Origin of the sequence: Companilactobacillus jidongensis (assembly GCF_003946575.1) — a bacterium.
Lineage (GTDB): Bacteria > Bacillota > Bacilli > Lactobacillales > Lactobacillaceae > Companilactobacillus > Companilactobacillus jidongensis.
The window spans coordinates 18,860-36,866 of sequence record NZ_RHOP01000023.1 but is presented as its reverse complement, the minus strand read 5'-3'; the positions used below and the strand labels follow the sequence as shown (position 1 = coordinate 36,866).

Sequence of the window (18,007 nt, the reverse complement as noted above, 5' to 3'; positions counted from 1 at the left end):
AACAGGATGAGTTTTGGTGATAAGGTCATTGATTTATTTATGCCAACTAAAAAAGAAAGACATCAAGGCGACAGCGGCCAAACGGGTAGTAAGCCCAAACCGGAGGTTGAAGACTTTACCAAGCTGATTGATCGCGATAGCTTGCATTCACTATTCCCGTTTAGCTGGGAACAGTACCCCACCTACGTCCAGTCGGGCGAGAATTTTATTCGGGTGTTAGCGATTGCTGACTATCCCAAGCGGGTGTATGGCAACTGGTTATCAGAATTGAAGCGCAAAAAAGGCGTTATCGATATTGTGCAATATATCGACAGCGCCAGTAACAATTCAATGATTACCTATTACAAGAAGACGATTCAAAATAAGGAAGCGCAGAAGTTAAATACGTTCGACCCGTATAAAAAGAAGATTCTGCAAAATTATATTGATTCGGCCAATATGCAACTAGATAAATACCTTGATAATTCTACCACATTTGTCTATCAACATATGCTGGTTTATCTGCGGGCCAATAGTTTAGCAGAACTAGACGATTTAACCGAAAACGTTAAGAATACGTTGATTAAGCTACAGATGAAACCGCTAGTACCGGTTAAAGCGACGTTCCAAGCTTTTTGGTCAACCATGCCAATTAACGAGAACCTCATGGGGGATTACACGTACAAAGAAAGTAATACCGAAGTTGCCAGCAGCATGTTTCCCTTTGACGACGCCGAAATTCTGGACTTAAAGCCGAGAAGCGATATTGAAGGGGTTAACAAAGATACCAACAGCTTAATTGCCGTGGATATGTTGGATCGCAACAGGACCCTGAACCAGAATATGGTTGTTATTGGTACTTCCGGTGTGGGTAAAACAACCTACATGATCCAGAAGATTCTAAGATATGCCATTCAAGATTATCAGCTTTACATTATTGATCCAGAAAATGAATATACCAAGATTGTCGAATCCCTAGGTGGGGCAGTCTTGCACCTAACCTCGAATGCTAAGTACAAAATTAATCCGCTCCAAATCTTTTCCGAAGAAATCCTCAGCGCTGATGAAGCGGTCACGAACCTTGATTTACTAGTCAAAGACAAAATCCAGCGATTAAAGGGGTTCTTTGAAGTCCTTAAAACCGGGATTACCCAAGTTGAACTGGCAATCCTTGATGATGTCGTTAAACAAGCTTACGTCAACAGTGGCGTTTTGAAATATAGCCGCTTAAAAGAAATTAAAGATGATCAGTGGCCGACCTTATCCAATGTTTATGATGAGTTGGAAAAACTGGCAGATAAGGACACTGACAAATTCAGTCGAGTTAAAGACTTTTACTACATCTTAGGTAGTTATACCCATGGCTCTAACAGCCTATTTGACGGACACACCAACGTTAACTTAAAGGGGAAGATCATTTCTTTTGATTTAAAACCCCTGCAAAGTGAACAGGAAGTCCAATCTGCCGCCTATCTAAATACCTTCCAATATTTGTGGGACGAAATTACCAAAAATCGGCATAGCCGCAAGAAATTGTTTGTTGATGAATTTCACTTTTTGACTTTGCATAAAGCGGCCGCCACCTTTTTCCACCAAGCATACAAGCGGTTTAGAAAGTACAATGCCGGAGCCATTGCCGGAACGCAGCAAATTCAAGATGTGATCGAAGGAACAACAGATACTGGGCAGAACATTGGGGAAGCCATTATTGGGAACTCCTATACCAAAGTGTTCTTTGGCCTTGATGGCAAAGGCGTTGATGACGTCATTACTAAGTTGCGTATGACGTTCTCAGATAAAGAAAAGAAGCTACTAGAACGTCGTAGACAAGGCGAAGCCCTGATGATCTATGGCAGCCAACGTGCCTTTATGCGCGTCGAGTTGACCGAAGAAGAATTGCGGTTAATTGATCCCGAAGCTTACCAGGAAAAATATAACCGTGAGACCGCCAACCAACCGGATTATCAAAAGCGCGTGGTGTTGACGCCAAGTGAAATTGACGCTTTGACCACCACCGAGGAGGAAGGAGGGGCTTTAAATGAGTAAATCAAATCAGTTATTGAATATCGAGGTTGGGACGTTCAGGCGGCAAGGAAACAAGTTAATCCTTGAACTCAATCACAATCAGTTTCGATATGACCAGTTGAGTGAGCTAAACGAATTAAAGCAAGCTGATGCCAATTTCTTGCAGTTGGTTAACGTGGTTGAGCAAGGCCAGAAGGTCGTTTTAACTTATACCTTGCCGGATAAGGTCAGATCATTAAAGGAATTACCGCAGGAAAATAAGGCGATCCGGGCAGCCATTGCCAAGAAAATTATGGCGCAAAAGGTGGTTGCTGATAGCCAGTATCATATTGCTTTAAATCCAGCTAATCTGTGGTATTACCCCATGCAACATGTTTGGTACGCCTATCGCGCCAATGAACTCATGCCTTATGATGACAAACATAGCAACTTAGCCAAATACAAAGCGCTGATTCTATTTTGCTTGACGGGGACGCCCTATGAACGGCTACTAAGCAATCCTAAAGAAGCCCTAGCTAAACACCCTGATGACTATTTACAACAAGTAGCTAAAGCTACGTCGTTAAATGAGTTAACGGAAGTGGTTAACGGCATTGAGGACTTTGTGAGTTATCACGAATGGCAGGAAGTTGAAACGGCCCAGCAGAAAACCAAACAACGTTTATGGTTGAGCGTGGCCGGAGTGGCGATTGTGGCCGTTTTGGCCGTCGGCTTAGTCCATAAAAGTGACGAACGGCAATATCAGAGCTTAGCTAACCAGAACCAAGCCCAGGTCACGCGATTAAAATATAGCGGCCAAATTCAAACTGCTTTAAATGATCGGAAGTGGTCGGAAGCGCAAAAAGATATGCAACGGGCCGGCTACCCTGCAACTAAGCAAGTCAATGTCTTTTTAAAGCATGGTCAGTACCAGCAAGCCTTAAAGGTTGATCCAAGTCAGTTGAACAAGGTTGTTAACACGGCTTATGCCAACAAAGATAGTAGCCAAGTGGCTGATTGGCAGTTGCCAACTAAGGCGACAAGCAAGCAAAAAGACCAATTGCAACTCGAAAAAGCGATTGTTAACTACGATACCAATACGCTCAATAACCAATTATCCTTTACGACGAACGGTGATGTTTTATTGAGAATGGGGCAAGCTTTCCTCGCCCATAACGATACGCAAGACGCCCAGACCGTCCAAACCAAATTAGCCGGCGTGAACAGTCCTAAAGCTAAGTATTTAAAAGCCCTGTTAAGTCTCAATTCCGCTAAGAACGAAGTTAACGACGCGCAAAAGAAGTTAGATGACGCCAACAAGATTGATGGCAGTAAAGATAAGGACAAAGACAAGAAGGTGGATTCAGCCAAGTCGGACTTAAAGAATGCGCAGAGTGACCAATCAGCAGCGCAAAAACAAGTCGATCAGGCCAAGCACAAAGTGGGTGATTAAATGCAGGTATTGTCGTTTGAATATAAGAAAAAGAAGTGGAAGTTGATTGCTTATATTGTGGGCGGCGCCATTCTGCTAATCATCTTGCTGATTGCCGCGATTACTGGTCAGCTACAAGAAAACAGTTGTGATAACTCAACCACCACAGAAACGCAATTAGATAGTAAGAGCATGACAGAAAATGCCAAAAATATCTATGCGCACTGGAAACAGAAGTATGGCGCCACCCCACAAGCGGCCGCCGGAATTTTAGGTGTTTTGCAACTAGAAAGTCGCCTTGATCCCAATTCGGTTAATTCAAGCTCCGGGGCCACGGGCTTAGCCCAGTGGTTAGGCGGTCGAAAGGATAAGCTGGAAGACTTAGCCCACAAGGAAAATAAACCAGCGACTAATCTCGGGGTACAGTTGGATTATCTCGATCAAGAATTGAACAGTAGTTACTATGCGTCAAACAAACAGATTTTTAAGTACATGGACGTGCATAAAGCGACGAAAGCCTGGCTAATGGATTATGAGGGTATGAGTAAGAACCCGGAACAATGGTATCTAAGCCAAAGATACGGATATGCCGATCACTGGTATTCCGTGTTGGGTGCGAGTGATCCAGTGGCCGGAAACACCTTAGACAATGCGAGTTCCGGCGATCTGACCGAACTGGGTTGTGATAGTGACCCAAGCTATTCCGGTGGGAGTATCGTCAAAAATGCGGAAAGTATGAAAGGCGATTTCTACTATGTGCAAACCCACCCCAGCCCCGATTTAGGTAGCGATTTAAAGAATCCTAACAAAACCGGTGGAACCGATTGTTCAGGCTTTGTCTGGTTAGCGCTTAATAAAGCTGGTTACAAGGTACCGGCCAACATGGGCTGGTTTACCGGTACGATGGCAAGTGACGCCAAAGGCAGTCATCAATATCTGAAACAGATCAGTGAAAATGACGCCAAAGCCGGCGATATTGTGATTGTTAATCAAGGTGCCGGGGCCGGGAACAATGGGCACACCGCAATCTTGTTAGACAAGTGGCAAGGCAAAGCCACCAAAATCATTGAGCAAGGTGGTGTCGGCGACAAGGTTAACGAAAGCACATTTGGCACCGCGTTTTATAGCTTATTGAACGGTAGCGATGTGACGTTAGCCCGGCCAATCAAGAAGTAAGGAGGACGAGTAAATGAAGCGTAGCGTGGTTTTAAGTGTTGTGATTGGTAGCTTGATCTTAGTTATGTCATTAGGGGCGAATGCCTATCAGCATAGCCAAATTAAGCAGGCACAACAACAGATTAGTCGCTTACAACAACAAAAGCGTCAAGTCAGCCAGCAATTGACTAAAACCAACCAACAAAAGCAGTTATTGAGCACCCAAATTGACAGTTATAAGACCTACCAAAATAATAAGGACAAAAGTCAGGCTGAACTTAACTTTAATACGGTGGTCACCAAGTTCTTTAAGGTCATGAATAACTTTAAGCCCAAGACCTACGGCCAGCGTAAAGATGGCGTGAAAGACTTGATTTCCGACAAGCTATATCAGCAATACTTTTCAAATAAGGGCACGTATGGTGATAGCAATAGTGTTTCAGCTAAGTTAAATCAACTGAACCTGTATACGCAAAGTAAGCAGGGGCAAAATATGAAAGGCTTGGCCGTTGTCAGTTACGAAAGTAAGAGTGGCGACAACGACTGGCAAAAGGCGACGGTACTTTATCAGGTGACCTTCGATACCACCACGGATCGAATCACCGCAGTCCAAAATTTAGGTAGTAGCTTTAAAGCCAGTGACCTTAATTAAGCGGGTTGGTAAGGCCCTAGCGGTAATCGTGGTGGTTTTAGCCGTTAGCGGGTTTGCTGGTCATCAATACGTCAATCACGTGGAAAAACAGCGGCCAGTTGTGACGCTGGCTAAGCACCCTGAAAAAGTGTTGTTCTTCTATCGCGATGATTGCCCGGATTGTCAGTCTATTTTCCATCAAATTTATTGGCACAACGCAATCAGTCACAACATCGTCTTGATTAACATGAATCAACCGCAGAATTGGCATTACATTCAAAAATATCAATTAACGTCAGTCCCAACCTTGATCCATGGTGAGCAACGGTACACCGGCACCAACCAACAAAGAATTAAACAGATAGTGGGTGATTAGATGAAAGACAAATTATTAAACAGCGTTAAAGCCAGTTGGCCGTACCTACTAACGCTAATCATTGGCTTGTATTTAGCGGAGATTTTAGCTGGCTCTGTCATGGCCTTGTCCCGCTATAAGTTGGCATTTGCAGATCATATGCCAACCGTATTAAAACAATTAGCCTTACACCCTTGGCACTATTACAACTTGTATTTGGGCCAAAAGAACCCAGTACTAATTATTGTCAGTGTCGCCGTGGTCCTATACACCATCTATTTTGCTTTGAAGCGCAATAGCAAACATAAAGCGTGGGAAACTGCGGACACTGAAACCCACGGGAGCGCGACCTGGGGTAATCTAAAAGAATTGAGTGACCATTACTATAGTATCAATGCCAAAGACCTCACCACAGCATTTAACAAGAGTACCAAGGCCGAAATTCTCAAATCATTGGTGGATCGAGAAAAGTCAGCGAAGGGGGCAGATTAACATGAATGGCACCATTTTAGGGATCGTAGATAAACAGATTGTTTACCAGAATAATAGTACCAAACCCAACCGGAACATTTTTGTGGTCGGGGGCCCGGGGTCATATAAGACCCAGTCAGTCGTCATTACCAACCTGTTTAACGAAACGGAGAACAGCATTGTGGTAACTGACCCGAAAGGTGAATTATACGAAAAGACGGCCGGTATCAAACTAGCCCAGGGTTATCAAGTGCATGTCGTCAACTTCGCGAACATGGCGCACAGTGATCGCTACAACCCTTTTGATTATATTCAGCGCGATATTCAAGCCGAAACCGTTGCGACCAAGATCGTGCAAAGCGAAAATGCCGAAGGTAAGAAAGACGTGTGGTTCAGTACCCAACGACAACTTTTAAAAGCGTTGATCCTGTTTGTGATGAACCACCGTGCGCCCGACCAAAGGAATTTGGCCGGTGTAACGCAAGTCTTACAAGAAAACGATGTGGAGGCCGAGGAAAAGGGCGCAGATAGTCCGTTAGACACCTTGTTTCTTGAGCTAACTATGACTGATCCAGCAAGACGCGCTTATGAGTTAGGGTTCAAAAAGGCCAAGGGGGAAATGAAAGCCAGCATTATTGAAAGCCTGTTGGCGACCATTTCGAAGTTCGTCGATCAAGAAGTGGCCGACTTTACCAGCTTTTCGGATTTTGATTTAAAAGAGATTGGCAATGACAAAGTGGTGCTATACGTGATTATCCCCGTCATGGATAACACTTATGAAAGCTTCATCAATCTGTTTTTCTCACAATTGTTTGATGAATTATACAAATTAGCCGCCGATCATCACGCTAAATTGCCCCACCAAGTTGACTTTATCCTTGATGAATTTGTCAATTTAGGGAAGTTTCCTAAGTACGAAGAATTTCTAGCGACGTGCCGGGGGTACGGTATTGGCGTGACGACCATTTGTCAGACCTTAACCCAGCTACAAGCCTTGTATGGCAAGGATAAGGCCGAAAGTATCTTAGGTAATCACGCGGTTAAAATTTGCTTAAATGCCGCTAATGATGTGACCGCTAAATACTTTAGTGATCTGTTAGGTAAATCGACCGTAAAAGTTGAAACCGGTAGTGAGAGTACCAGTCACAGCAAGGAAGAAAGCCACAGCAAGAGCGATAGTTACAGCTATACGAGCCGTTCGCTCATGACACCCGATGAAATCATGCGTATGCCCGAAGATCAGAGCTTATTAATTTTTAGTAATGCGCGGCCGGTCAAAGCTACAAAAGCGTTCCAATTTAAACTATTTCCAGGGGCTGATCATTTAGTTAACTTGTCACAAAACGAGTATCAAGGCCAACCAGAAGCCAGCCAGGAAACCAACTTTAAGAATAAGGTAGATAAGTGGAATCAGACAGTTAAAGCACAGCACCAGGTCAAAAAAGCTGATCAGACAACTGATGATGAAGAAGAAAATCTACAGGATAGCATGGATCAAGACTTAAAAGTAAGGCACAAAAAGATGTTGGGTTAATGATTAAAAAGGAGGCTAAAATATGAAAAGTCTTTATTTCCACCCAGTTTTGGCAAGTGTCTTAGGCGATAAAATTTCGGGTGCTATTAATGAATGGCTTAAAGGCGTTTTTAGTGGGGCCATGAATGGTATAACATCATGGTGCAGAGCTATTTTCGATCAAATTGGTCAACATGAAACCGTCCTAGATCAATGGTATGCAATCTTTCTTACTTTTGCGACGTCCCTAGTGGTCGTTGTTGTATTGGGAAGAATTGTAGGAACTTTGCTAAAAGAGGCCGATGAAAGTACTGATGTTACTTGGGCTAATATTGTGATGGACAGTCTTAAATCAGCTGCCGCAATTCCGGTCATGGTCTTTTTACAAGGATTTTTACTGAAAGCAATCGTGTTTCCGCTCGGTAAATTTATGTTTTCAATGAATAGTAAATATACGGCTTCAATGATTACCGGTTCAAAAAATATTGGTGGAACATTGGCGATAGGATCGGTTATGTCACTGATATTATTAGGATTCTTTGCGATAGTGACCGTGTTCTTCTTCTTCAAAATGTGTATCTTTATGGCTGATATAGCCTGGTTCTATCTAACAATCCCGTTTGCGGCCATCAGTATCGCAACCGAGACTTGGGATTATAGTGGCACTTGGTGGAAGAAGTTAATTTACCTAAACGCTTCTATGCTCTCACAAGTGTTATCCATGACCCTATGTGTTTGGGGAGTTACCCATTGGGTTAGCAACGGAATTGGAGCTTTTGCTTTATCGATTGGTATGGGTTGGCTAGTATTGCATACACCGAAAGCTGTCGAGGACTTTTGGAGTTCGACTGGTGCTACTAAAGGCGGTTTAGCAGGGGCTATGAGAATGTTAAAAAATAGAATAAAGCATTAGGCCAAAAGGGGGGGTTATTTAAATGAAGTGGCGAGAAAAAATAAAAACGAAGTGGCGAGTTGATTCGCATGTCAATGTTTTTAAAGGAGCTCCACTTGACCACTTAATCTTCTACTATCTGTATCGATCACTAGAATGGTTCGTCATCGTTATGGGAGGTTTGCTAGTTCTATATGAAGTTTTAGCTTGCCTGTGGCTTGAAGTAATCGTTTTGCTAGTGGGTGGCAGTGGCCTAGTCATGATTCTAAGAAGCGGAGCTAAAAGTGAACATAAAGCTTACAAAGATTGCTTAAAGGAACGTCAACAGGCTTATGAGCAGGTCAAACAAGAGGACATGCAAGCACTTAGAAAACAAGCCTGGTTGGATAGTGCGAACCAAGGCAAAGAAGAATTAGAACAGAAACTGAATCGTAAGGAGTGAACGAACATGACCACTGTTATCTTAGCTGAAAAACCCAGTCAAGCCCGTTCATACGTAGAAGCATTTCAACAGCATACAAAAAAACAGGGTTACTATACGGTTAGTGACCCTGTTTTGCCCCAAAATACTGTAATCACGTATGGATTCGGCCATTTGGTCGAATTAGCAACACCAGAAAAATACGATCAAAAGTACAAGCAATGGGCGCTATCTAATTTACCGATTTTCCCCGATAAATACAAGTTTATCGTGCCAACCGATAAGAAAACGCAGTTTAAAGTCGTCAAAGATTTACTAACGAAAGCAGATACAGTGATTGTTGCCACAGATAGCGACCGAGAAGGGTCAAATATCGCGTGGTCGATCATGAACCAAGCGCATATTGATGTTAAGTCGAAAACGATTAAGCGCCTTTGGTTGAATAGCCTAGAAAAAGACGCGATTATTACCGGCTTTAAAAATCTTGGTGATTGGCACAAAGACTATCTGGCTTATAAAGAAGCCCAAACCCGTCAAATTAGTGACTGGTTAATTGGTATGAATGGCAGTCCTTTATATACTTTGTTATTAAGACAAAACGGGGTACGCGGGGTGTATTCGATTGGTCGAGTACAGACGCCAACCTTATATATGGTCTATCAAAGAGACCAGGCAATCAAAAACTTTAAGCCGGAACCCTATTTTGAACTAAATGCGGAAATTTTAGCCAATCAGCAAAAATTCGTCGCAAAATTAGACCCCTATCAGCGGTTTAAAAACGAAACAGGGCTAATGGCATTCATGCAAGCTAAACACGTTCAGAAAGGATCACAGGGCGGTTTAATCAAGGACGTGCAAAAGCAGGCTAAAAAGAGTGCCAGTCCCCAACTATTCTCGCTATCCAGTCTGCAAAGTGCGATGAATAAACGGTATCATGCCAGTGCCAGCCAAACCTTAGCGGCTATTCAAAGTTTATATGAAGCCAAGTTGTTGAGTTATCCCCGAACGGATTGTGCTTATATCACTAATGAAGAATTTGAGTATTTAGTGGCTAATCTGACGAAGTATCTGGGGTTAGTCTCTAAGCGAGTCGCTTTAACCAATACCACCCCGAATAAGCACTATGTTAATGGGAAAAAGGTTGAAGAACACTACGCCATTATTATGACTAAAGTCGTGCCGACGAAAGAGAAACTGGCCAGCTTGCCTAAATTACAGCAACAAGTCTATGACTTAGTTTTAAAAACGACGTTAGCGATGTTTGCTGATCCGTACGAGTACGAGGAAACCACCATTATTACCCAAGTTGGTGACGCCAATTTTAAAGCAACCGGTAAGGTTCCAACTAAGCAAGGTTGGCAAGCATTATTCGATGATCACACAGCCGACCAGCAAGCAGCAGCAACTTTACCGCTCGTTCACCAAGGCAATCAGGTCCAAGCAAACCTGCAAACACCGCAAAAACAAACGACCCCACCAGTACCGTTTACCGAAGGGACATTAATCACAGCCATGAAGACGGCCGGTAAAACACTTGATGATGAAGAAGCCCAAGCAATTCTCAAAGACGTGCAAGGAATTGGGACAAGTGCGACCCGGGCCAATGTGCTAGAAGTGTTAAAGAAACGCGGCTATTTAGTTACTGAAAAGAACAAGCTCCACGTCAGTGAAGCCGGAATTACTTTATGTAAAGCGGTTGAACTCGAGCCCTTGCTAACTAGCCCAGAAATGACGGCTAAATGGGAGCAAGCGTTACAGCAAATCAGTACCGAAGAACGCACCCCGGATAACTTTTTGAGCCAAATTAAGAAGTTCGTAGTGAAATTGATCGCTGATGTTCCCACACAATTAACCGGCAGTGCAGCCATTAAGCAACAAATCAATCACCAACAGCAAGCACAAAAGTCCGCCGAGGTGTTTTTAGAAACACCACAAGCAACCGTATTAAACAAACAAAAATTTTACATTGTGAAGCCTAAGCAAGGCGAAGACTTTACCCTACCCAAGAAATGGAGTAGTAAGACCCTCGGAAAGACCGCGATCAAAGCACTGGTCACCAAAGGGGAAACCAGCAAACTAAAGGGTTTCAAGAGCAAAAAGGGAAAGTCGTTTGACGCCAAGTTAAAGCTTGACGGCCATAAATTAAGTTTTGATTTTGATTAGAACCTGCCTACCGCCCTGCACTACGTTCCGGTTGGTGAACCCGTCATTTAGGTTCACTTTTACAACCCTAAAAGTAAACCCAAACAACGGGTGAGATTAGCAAAGCAAAGGAGATCATGAAATGGATAACGAATTAACAGTCATTGGGAGTGAATTACCAGTTTTACAGGCTAAAGGAACCTACAAGTATTTAAAAGAAATCACTGGTAACGGCGCTTATTATCAAGTAGCCTGGCAAAAATTGTCTGACGGTTACGTTGCCCTTTATGGCACGACCCCGATTCAAATCATCGTAGCCCCTATATTGAATGATATTTTTGAAGATGAGGAGGGGTAGACAATGCCGAGTAAAGCAGACGTTAAAGCCTGGAAAGCACAATTAGTCGCCCAGGCTGAACAGCAAATCCTAAAATTAACCGATAGTGACCGATTTAAACAGTATCTTAATACCCTGGCTAAATTTCATCGTTATAGCGCCAGAAACATTGACTTGATCTATGCGCAAAATCCTCAAGCCACTCAAGTCGCCGGTTTTAAGCAATGGCAGAAGGCTTTTAACCGCACCGTCAACCGGGGCGCAAAGGCGATTCGGATTGCGGCCCCGATTATTAAGAAGTTAACTCCAGCCGAGAAAAAGCGTCTTAATACCACCGATGAACGCGCCATTGTCGGTTACCGTTATCTACCCGTCTTTGACGTGGCACAAACTAGCGGTGAGCCAGTGTTAAGTGCCAAGGATTTTGTCAAAGAAAATTTAGCCGATCATCAGAATGTAACGAGCTTGTATAACGCGTTCAAAGATTATTTAAACCAGCAAACCGACCTTAAAGTCAGTGAAGTGCCTTTAGAGACGCTAAATGGGGCTAAGGGGTATTTTCAACCCAGCACTAATGAAATCGTCATTGGTGGCGATGAGCCCGATAATGCTTTAAAATTGAAGACGTTATATCATGAATATGCGCATAGCCAGCTACACGGATTAAAATCAGCCTTTAAAGATCGGCCACGAGCCTATCAGGAAACCCAAGCCGAAGCGATCGCGTATGTTGCCATGCAAAATATTGGCGTTGATACCAGCAACTACTCACTCGGTTACGTGGCCACCTGGGCCAAAGATAAAGCCGTGATCCATAGTGCTTTAAGTGAGATCCAGCAAGTGAGCAACAAAGTGATTGAGCTTAGCGATGGCTTAACCAAACAATTAGGCTTACAAGAAGCCCAAAAAGAGCCTGAGCATAATCTAAAAAATCTATCAGCCCAGGAACTTAATAAGTCCTATCAAGGCTTGCAACAACAAGTTCAGCAAGCAAGGAACCCGCAACAAAAATCAGAACTAAAAAATAAACTAAATGATATACACCATGAAATCAGTAATCGAACACAAAAACAGCTACAAGCATTTGCTGAACAGAATCCGGAGATCAAACAACCCGAATCCGAACTTGATCAAAGTCTAAAACGTTAGCCAGTTTTTAAAGGTCATGCTATAATAGAAACAGAAAAAAAGCCCCGCTCGAACAAGGCTTCCCGCGCAAGCCGCTTCAAAGGCGGTGGCATTAACATTAGACTAGATACTAGTCGTCCTGTAACCTGCCAAAGTTACACAGGGCGGCTTTTTTATTTGTGGTGCCTGTCGATATAGCTGAGTAGCGCGATTAAAAACGTGCCAAACAGCAACATCAACGAGAGTGTCTGGAAGACGTTCATTGACTGTGAAACCTTCCTGAAGATTATTCCATGTTCCCATGGGCCTCACCTCGCAAGGGAAAAGACAGCCACCGCCCTTAAAAATTCTTGCTTAATCCATTATACAGTTGAATTAAGTATTGTGCTTGGTCAAAGCGGTAAAAATACCGCAACTGCTGAAAATAAAGGTTATGATGCTGGTAAGAGAAAATATCGGGAATTAAGCGCCATCTAGCCGTTGATATAAACGGGTTTCCACAAGCCGTTTATATTACCCGAGCCAATGTTTTTGATCGGGACGGGGCCAGTGCGATGATTGCCTTATATGCCAATGATCTTCGCGATGTTCTAGTCGATGGTGCTAACAGTTGGCAAAGACTGTTTACACAAAAATTTATTGTAATGTATTACTACAAAGAAATTATCAAGTACAGCAGTTACTCAAGAAAAAGGAAATTCATTAACAGGAGAATATATATGCAAATAGAAACTAAGATAATGGAGCAAGTAAAAACTGTTTTGCATCAATTTGGTACAAAATATATGACAGAAAGTGGAGTATTAAAACGAAATACCGTAATTAATGATCTTGATAAATATGATCGTGATTTAATAACAGCATTACTTTCAAATCAGTTAATTTACGATGAGTACACCGAAAAGATTGCGGATGCTGACATTTTTAAACTTAATCAATTTATTAATATGTTTGAATATAAGGAGTTTTGGGAAGATAGCTTCACCAAGTATGCTAATAGAATAGGTCTTACAGGTGATGATAAATTTATTTCTGATTCGTCAGATGTTGTCCTTGATTTTCCATACAAGGATACAGTATTGAAAGCAGGAATGAGTAAGGAAGACGTTGATTCTGAAGTGGGGGAAGACGAGCCGTTTCTAAATGAGACATTAGCGCATTCAGAAATTAGTGAATTGTTTGAGCCCAAAATTCTGGTTAATGCAAAACGGCATGATAAAGATGGGGAGCATGATGCTACTTATTTTAATGATCAAGATAATTTAATCATTAAGGGAAACAACTTAAATGCGTTGTATAGCCTGCAAAAAAGATATGTGGGTAAAGTGAAATTGATTTATATCGATCCACCATACAACACAGGTTCGGATTCATTTGCTTATAATGACAAATTTAATCATTCAGCTTGGTTGACATTTATGAAAAATCGCTTGGAAATTGCGTATGATCTTCTGGCTGAAAATGGAATTTTATGGGTTCAAACAGATGACACTGAAGTTAATTATCTTGGCGTTTTGCTAGATGAAATATTTGGTAGAAATAATTTCATCAATCTTGTAACTGTTAAAACCAAAATTGGTGGCGTTTCTGGTAGTTCTGAAGGCAAGAGTCTTAAAGATGCCACAGAGTTTATTCAAGTTTATGCGAAAAACAAAGAGCAAATCAAACTTGAACCTGTTTATGCTATGACACCTGTTTGGGATTACATCAACGAAGAATATCTTGAAGCAGGTAAGAGCTGGAAATATAACTCAGTTTTAACGGAAGTTGGTGAACGTCAACTTATCAAATGTGATGAAAAATCAAATCGTAAATATTACCATTATCCGAACGCAAAACAAATGTCTGTTAAACAATATGCAACTGAACACAATATGACTGAGGAAGATGTTTACAATTATATTCCAGATAAAATATTTAGATCAACAAACGCCCAATCTTCTGTGAGAACAACAGTTATGGAAGAAACTAAAAATATTGACACTGGTTTAGTCAGTATTGAATATGTGCCCACTAAAGGAAAAAATAAAGATAAATTAACTGAAATATTTTACACAACTACAGGTGCAACTAATATGCTTATGTTCTTGTCTGATATGTTAACGGAAGGTAAGGATGGCAGATTGCTCTATAAAGAAAAACTGACAACGCTTTGGGATAATATACAATACAACAATCTGTCAAAAGAAGGGAAGGTTGATTTTCCAGACGGTAAAAAGCCCGAAAAGTTGCTTCAAAATGTTATCGAAATGTCTAGTTACAAAGGTGATATTGTGTTGGATTTTTTTGGTGGATCAGGCTCAACTGCAGCTGTTGCTCATAAACTTGGTCGTAAATGGATAACATGTGAACAGATTGATTCGCAGATTGAAATCATGAAAAAACGGCTTCAAAACGTTGTTGATGGAAAAGATGATAAAGGAATTTCAACCGAAGTTGAATGGACGAGGGGGGGCTCTTTTGTTTATGCAGAGTTAATGGAAAAGAATCAAGGTTACTTAAAAGATCTGTTAGCGACTAAAGATATAAATGAATTAAATGCTGTGTATAAACGCATGAAAGCGGTAGCAGATTTCGACTTTCGAGTGGATCTTGATAAATATGAAAATGATGCAGAACGTAAAGCTTTGCCTTTTGACGAACAAAAAAAGCTTTTAATCAAGATGCTAGATAAAAACCAGCTTTACTATAATGAAGCAAATATTGATGATGCGGATGTTCGTGATCTTATCTCAGATAGTGATTATAGATTCAACAAGAGCTTCTATGGGAAGGAGTCAGAATAATGGCTCGTAAAAAAACAATTCCAGAAGAAAAAATCGACTTGAAATTATTAAACTGGCTGAATGATACCTCTCTGTTTAATCAAAACTAGGGACTTCAAAGGTTACCACTATACATTAAGCAAAACCTTAAACATAGCTTACGAGACTATCAATTTTCAGCAATTTATAACCTAGATGCTGTTGAAAAATTAGATAAAAAAGATGATTCTTATAACCAATTGATGTTTTATATGGCTACTGGATCCGGAAAAACAGATATAATGGCAGCCATTATCCTGTACATGTATCAAGCACATGATTATCATTATTTCTTATTTACTACAAGTACAACCGCTGTTGTTAACAAGACAATTGATAATTTCACTAATGTTGTTTCTCCTAAGTACCTATACAAGGATCCCCTCGTAATAGACAGTCGAAGAGTAGCAATTAAAGCTGTATCAGAATTTCCTATAACTCCTGAAAAGAATACTATTTATTTAAAATTTACTGGTATTCAACAATTATCAAATGACATTAACTCTCCACGAGAAAACAGTATAACTGAGGAATCACTAAAGAAACATAAAATTGTGATACTAGCTGATGAGGCCCACCACTTTAACGTTGGTACACGAAGCAAGAGTGAAGATACTACTAACAAAGCTTGGGAAGCTCTACTTGATAGAATCAGGGCTTTAAACCCTAAAAATCAGCAACTTGAATTTACTGCAACTATCGATCTCCATAATCCTGATATTTACCACAAGTATCAAAAAAAGGTTATTGCACAGTATGATTTGAGTAAATTTATTAACGACGGCTATTCTAAGCAAGTTTATCGGCTTCAAGCTAATAATAGTGATAAAGATAAAATGTTAAACGCTGTCTTACTATCCCAATATCGAAAGCGAATTGCGCAAAATATGGATATTCCTGACTTTAAGCCAGTCATACTTTTTAAGTCCAATACTATCGAGGCATCATGGAATGTTAACGAGCGTTTTTTGACAATGATTGACAATTTAACTGCTGAATCATTGCAAAGTTTTGTTCAATCACAAAATCGCTCAACACAAAGCGAAGCCCTTAGCTTAGCGTACAAATACTGGTTAAATCAGGACTTCGGAGCAACCGTTGCCGAATTAAAACGAGATTTCCAAGAGTTTACGACAATTAATGCAAATGATTCAAAGAAAAAAGACATTATTGATAATGAGAGTGTTGCTCGGAAGCTAAATACGCTTGAAAGTCTAGAAAATCCCATTCGATCGGTTTTTGCCGTTGCCAAATTAAGCGAAGGTTGGGACGTCTTAAATCTTTACGACATTGTTCGTATCGGTGAAAAGAATATAAAACCTAATGATACCAACGCAGAAGCACAGCTAATTGGACGTGGTGCCCGTTATAATCCTTTTATTTATAAAGGAGAGAAGTCGTATACTCGTCGCTTTGATGATCGGAAACCAGAAATTCAGTTGCTGGAGCGACTTTATTATCACACCATTAACAATCCACAGTATCTAGAAAACCTACGTAAGTCCTTAGATGCTATTAACTTACCTGTTAATGAAGATACTAAGTATAAAATTTATACGGCGAAAGTTAAGAACTCATTCAAACGAACTAACACTTATAAACATGGAAATGTCTACAGTAATAAAGTTGAAGTAGTTCCAGAAGATCACTATGATTCAATTCAAAAATACGGTTTTGACTCTGATACTACTGAACCAATTGATATGATCAGTGCAACCACTGAGCGTAAAATCGATACTGGTGCAGACAAAGAAAATCGTTCTTCGTTTCCAATAGTTAATGCAGTTGTCTTCAACAATCCGGAAGATAAAACATTAATTAGAACAGCCGTTTCATTCAATCCGTTCTACCGATTTGAATCATTAAAGAAACAATGTCCTACATTAACAAGTGTAAGGGAGTTTCTTACAAGTGATAATTGGTTAGGTCATGCTGTTGTAAGGGTACGAGTTGCTAATGGACATCACTTGACCCCTCAAGAGCGACTAACTGCTGTTGAAAAATATTTGCTCCGAGTGCAGAATGTTTTAGTAAACAACTTCCAACGATCTAAAGGAACTAATCAATTTGAAAAAGTTGCTGTCAATGAAGTAATCAGAGATTATGATAAGCGTGTTGGAGATAGCTTTAATGACCCCAAGGCGGCTAAGATTGGTCCTTACGAAATGAAGGGTAAAGATTGGTATGCTTATGATTATGCAATTGTTGATCAACTTGAGATGGATTTCATTGATCGAATTAGTGCAGAAATTCCAAACTTCCAAAAGAAGTACGATCAGATTTACCTATTGCGTATTGATGAGAGAAATACAGACTTTAAACTTCATGACTTTGGCGAGTCTGTTTACCGTTATGAGGGATATATGCCCGACTTCATCATGTATCTTAGAAACGAAGATTATATTTACCAGATTTATATGGAACCGAAGGGAACAGCATTCGTTGAAAAAGATCGATGGAAGGAAGAGTTATTAGAACGAATCGATCCTAATAACATAATAATCCTAGAAGATAATAATGATATAAAGTTGTTTGGCGTGAAATTCTACGTTGAAGATAATGGTAAGCAAGATATTCACCGAATGTTCCCTGAATTACGGGAAAAAGGATTACTAGCTGATAATTAAATGTTTTCAGATCGTAGAGAGTGAATTGCTTAAAAATATGAAAGCCGAACCATAATATTAAAAAAATATGGTTCGGTTTTCTGTACTAAAGGTCAAAAAATTAATAATTTCTTCTT

Annotated in this window: 15 protein-coding genes and 1 pseudogene; 15 read left to right on the top strand and 1 reads right to left on the bottom strand. The window is 40.8% G+C overall.

Annotation, left to right across the window (positions count from 1 at the left end; translation table 11 throughout):
- Positions 1-6: 6 nt before the first annotated feature.
- From EKM68_RS11990 to EKM68_RS11935, 12 genes are all read left to right on the top strand, one after another.
- Positions 7-2,025 carry a VirB4 family type IV secretion system protein gene (locus EKM68_RS11990; protein WP_125591056.1) on the top strand — a complete coding sequence of 673 codons (2,019 nt, stop codon included), beginning with the start codon at positions 7-9 and terminating at the stop codon, positions 2,023-2,025.
- Complete coding sequence (locus tag EKM68_RS11985) at positions 2,018-3,436, top strand: type VII secretion protein EssB/YukC (RefSeq protein WP_125591055.1); 1,419 nt, start codon at positions 2,018-2,020, stop codon at positions 3,434-3,436. The genes EKM68_RS11990 and EKM68_RS11985 overlap by 8 nt, the downstream gene beginning before the upstream one ends.
- Entirely contained in the window at positions 3,437-4,591 is a 1,155-nt protein-coding gene (locus tag EKM68_RS11980; protein ID WP_125591054.1) for a phage tail tip lysozyme, read from the top strand.
- A 13-nt stretch (positions 4,592-4,604) separates the two neighbouring features.
- Positions 4,605-5,222: a hypothetical protein gene (locus EKM68_RS11975; protein WP_125591053.1), complete on the top strand. Its 618-nt coding sequence runs from the start codon at positions 4,605-4,607 to the stop codon at positions 5,220-5,222.
- On the top strand, positions 5,209-5,577 hold the full coding sequence (locus EKM68_RS11970; protein WP_125591052.1) for a thioredoxin: 369 nt from the start codon (positions 5,209-5,211) through the stop codon (positions 5,575-5,577). Before EKM68_RS11975 ends, EKM68_RS11970 begins: the two co-directional genes overlap by 14 nt.
- Positions 5,578-6,048, top strand: coding sequence for a conjugal transfer protein (locus tag EKM68_RS11965; RefSeq protein WP_125591051.1), 471 nt, complete (start codon positions 5,578-5,580; stop codon positions 6,046-6,048).
- A 1-nt stretch (position 6,049) separates the two neighbouring features.
- The gene (locus tag EKM68_RS11960; protein WP_125591050.1) at positions 6,050-7,561 is read left to right on the top strand and encodes a VirD4-like conjugal transfer protein, CD1115 family; all 1,512 of its coding nucleotides are present in this window, start codon (positions 6,050-6,052) and stop codon (positions 7,559-7,561) included.
- A gap of 22 nt (positions 7,562-7,583) precedes the next feature.
- Complete coding sequence (locus EKM68_RS11955) at positions 7,584-8,453, top strand: conjugal transfer protein TrbL family protein (RefSeq protein WP_062688611.1); 870 nt, start codon at positions 7,584-7,586, stop codon at positions 8,451-8,453.
- Positions 8,454-8,475: 22 nt separating this feature from the next.
- On the top strand, positions 8,476-8,874 hold the full coding sequence (locus EKM68_RS11950) for a hypothetical protein (RefSeq protein ID WP_125591049.1): 399 nt from the start codon (positions 8,476-8,478) through the stop codon (positions 8,872-8,874).
- Positions 8,875-8,880: 6 nt separating this feature from the next.
- Complete coding sequence (gene topB, locus EKM68_RS11945) at positions 8,881-11,016, top strand: type IA DNA topoisomerase (RefSeq protein ID WP_125591048.1); 2,136 nt, start codon at positions 8,881-8,883, stop codon at positions 11,014-11,016.
- A 121-nt stretch (positions 11,017-11,137) separates the two neighbouring features.
- Positions 11,138-11,353: a hypothetical protein gene (locus EKM68_RS11940; RefSeq protein WP_125591047.1), complete on the top strand. Its 216-nt coding sequence runs from the start codon at positions 11,138-11,140 to the stop codon at positions 11,351-11,353.
- A 3-nt stretch (positions 11,354-11,356) separates the two neighbouring features.
- The gene (locus tag EKM68_RS11935; RefSeq protein ID WP_125591046.1) at positions 11,357-12,481 is read left to right on the top strand and encodes an ArdC-like ssDNA-binding domain-containing protein; all 1,125 of its coding nucleotides are present in this window, start codon (positions 11,357-11,359) and stop codon (positions 12,479-12,481) included.
- Positions 12,482-12,633: 152 nt separating this feature from the next.
- Here EKM68_RS11935 and EKM68_RS13820 read toward each other — a convergent pair whose 3' ends face one another.
- Positions 12,634-12,696, bottom strand: a complete 63-nt coding sequence (locus EKM68_RS13820; protein WP_225209209.1) for a putative holin-like toxin — start codon at positions 12,694-12,696, stop codon at positions 12,634-12,636.
- A 145-nt stretch (positions 12,697-12,841) separates the two neighbouring features.
- On the opposite strand from EKM68_RS13820, the pseudogene EKM68_RS13635 reads away from it, so the two are divergent.
- From EKM68_RS13635 to EKM68_RS11915, 3 genes and pseudogenes are all read left to right on the top strand, one after another.
- A pseudogene (locus tag EKM68_RS13635) lies at positions 12,842-13,071 on the top strand (transposase); the annotation flags it as partial.
- 108 nt (positions 13,072-13,179) lie between these two features.
- Positions 13,180-15,246, top strand: coding sequence for a site-specific DNA-methyltransferase (locus tag EKM68_RS11920; RefSeq protein ID WP_164509436.1), 2,067 nt, complete (start codon positions 13,180-13,182; stop codon positions 15,244-15,246).
- A gap of 113 nt (positions 15,247-15,359) precedes the next feature.
- A complete protein-coding gene (locus EKM68_RS11915; RefSeq protein ID WP_225423009.1) occupies positions 15,360-17,891 on the top strand; it encodes a DEAD/DEAH box helicase family protein in 2,532 nt (843 codons plus the stop codon).
- Positions 17,892-18,007: the final 116 nt, after the last annotated feature.

Coding starts and splice junctions, on each gene's coding strand:
- EKM68_RS11960 (WP_125591050.1), top strand. CDS start 6,050: ATGAATGGCACCATTTTAGGGATCGTAGATAAACAGATTGTTTACCAG.
- EKM68_RS11955 (WP_062688611.1), top strand. CDS start 7,584: ATGAAAAGTCTTTATTTCCACCCAGTTTTGGCAAGTGTCTTAGGCGAT.
- EKM68_RS11920 (WP_164509436.1), top strand. CDS start 13,180: ATGCAAATAGAAACTAAGATAATGGAGCAAGTAAAAACTGTTTTGCAT.
- topB (WP_125591048.1), top strand. CDS start 8,881: ATGACCACTGTTATCTTAGCTGAAAAACCCAGTCAAGCCCGTTCATAC.
- EKM68_RS11985 (WP_125591055.1), top strand. CDS start 2,018: ATGAGTAAATCAAATCAGTTATTGAATATCGAGGTTGGGACGTTCAGG.
- EKM68_RS11990 (WP_125591056.1), top strand. CDS start 7: ATGAGTTTTGGTGATAAGGTCATTGATTTATTTATGCCAACTAAAAAA.
- EKM68_RS11965 (WP_125591051.1), top strand. CDS start 5,578: ATGAAAGACAAATTATTAAACAGCGTTAAAGCCAGTTGGCCGTACCTA.
- EKM68_RS11975 (WP_125591053.1), top strand. CDS start 4,605: ATGAAGCGTAGCGTGGTTTTAAGTGTTGTGATTGGTAGCTTGATCTTA.
- EKM68_RS11950 (WP_125591049.1), top strand. CDS start 8,476: ATGAAGTGGCGAGAAAAAATAAAAACGAAGTGGCGAGTTGATTCGCAT.
- EKM68_RS11940 (WP_125591047.1), top strand. CDS start 11,138: ATGGATAACGAATTAACAGTCATTGGGAGTGAATTACCAGTTTTACAG.
- EKM68_RS11980 (WP_125591054.1), top strand. CDS start 3,437: ATGCAGGTATTGTCGTTTGAATATAAGAAAAAGAAGTGGAAGTTGATT.
- EKM68_RS11935 (WP_125591046.1), top strand. CDS start 11,357: ATGCCGAGTAAAGCAGACGTTAAAGCCTGGAAAGCACAATTAGTCGCC.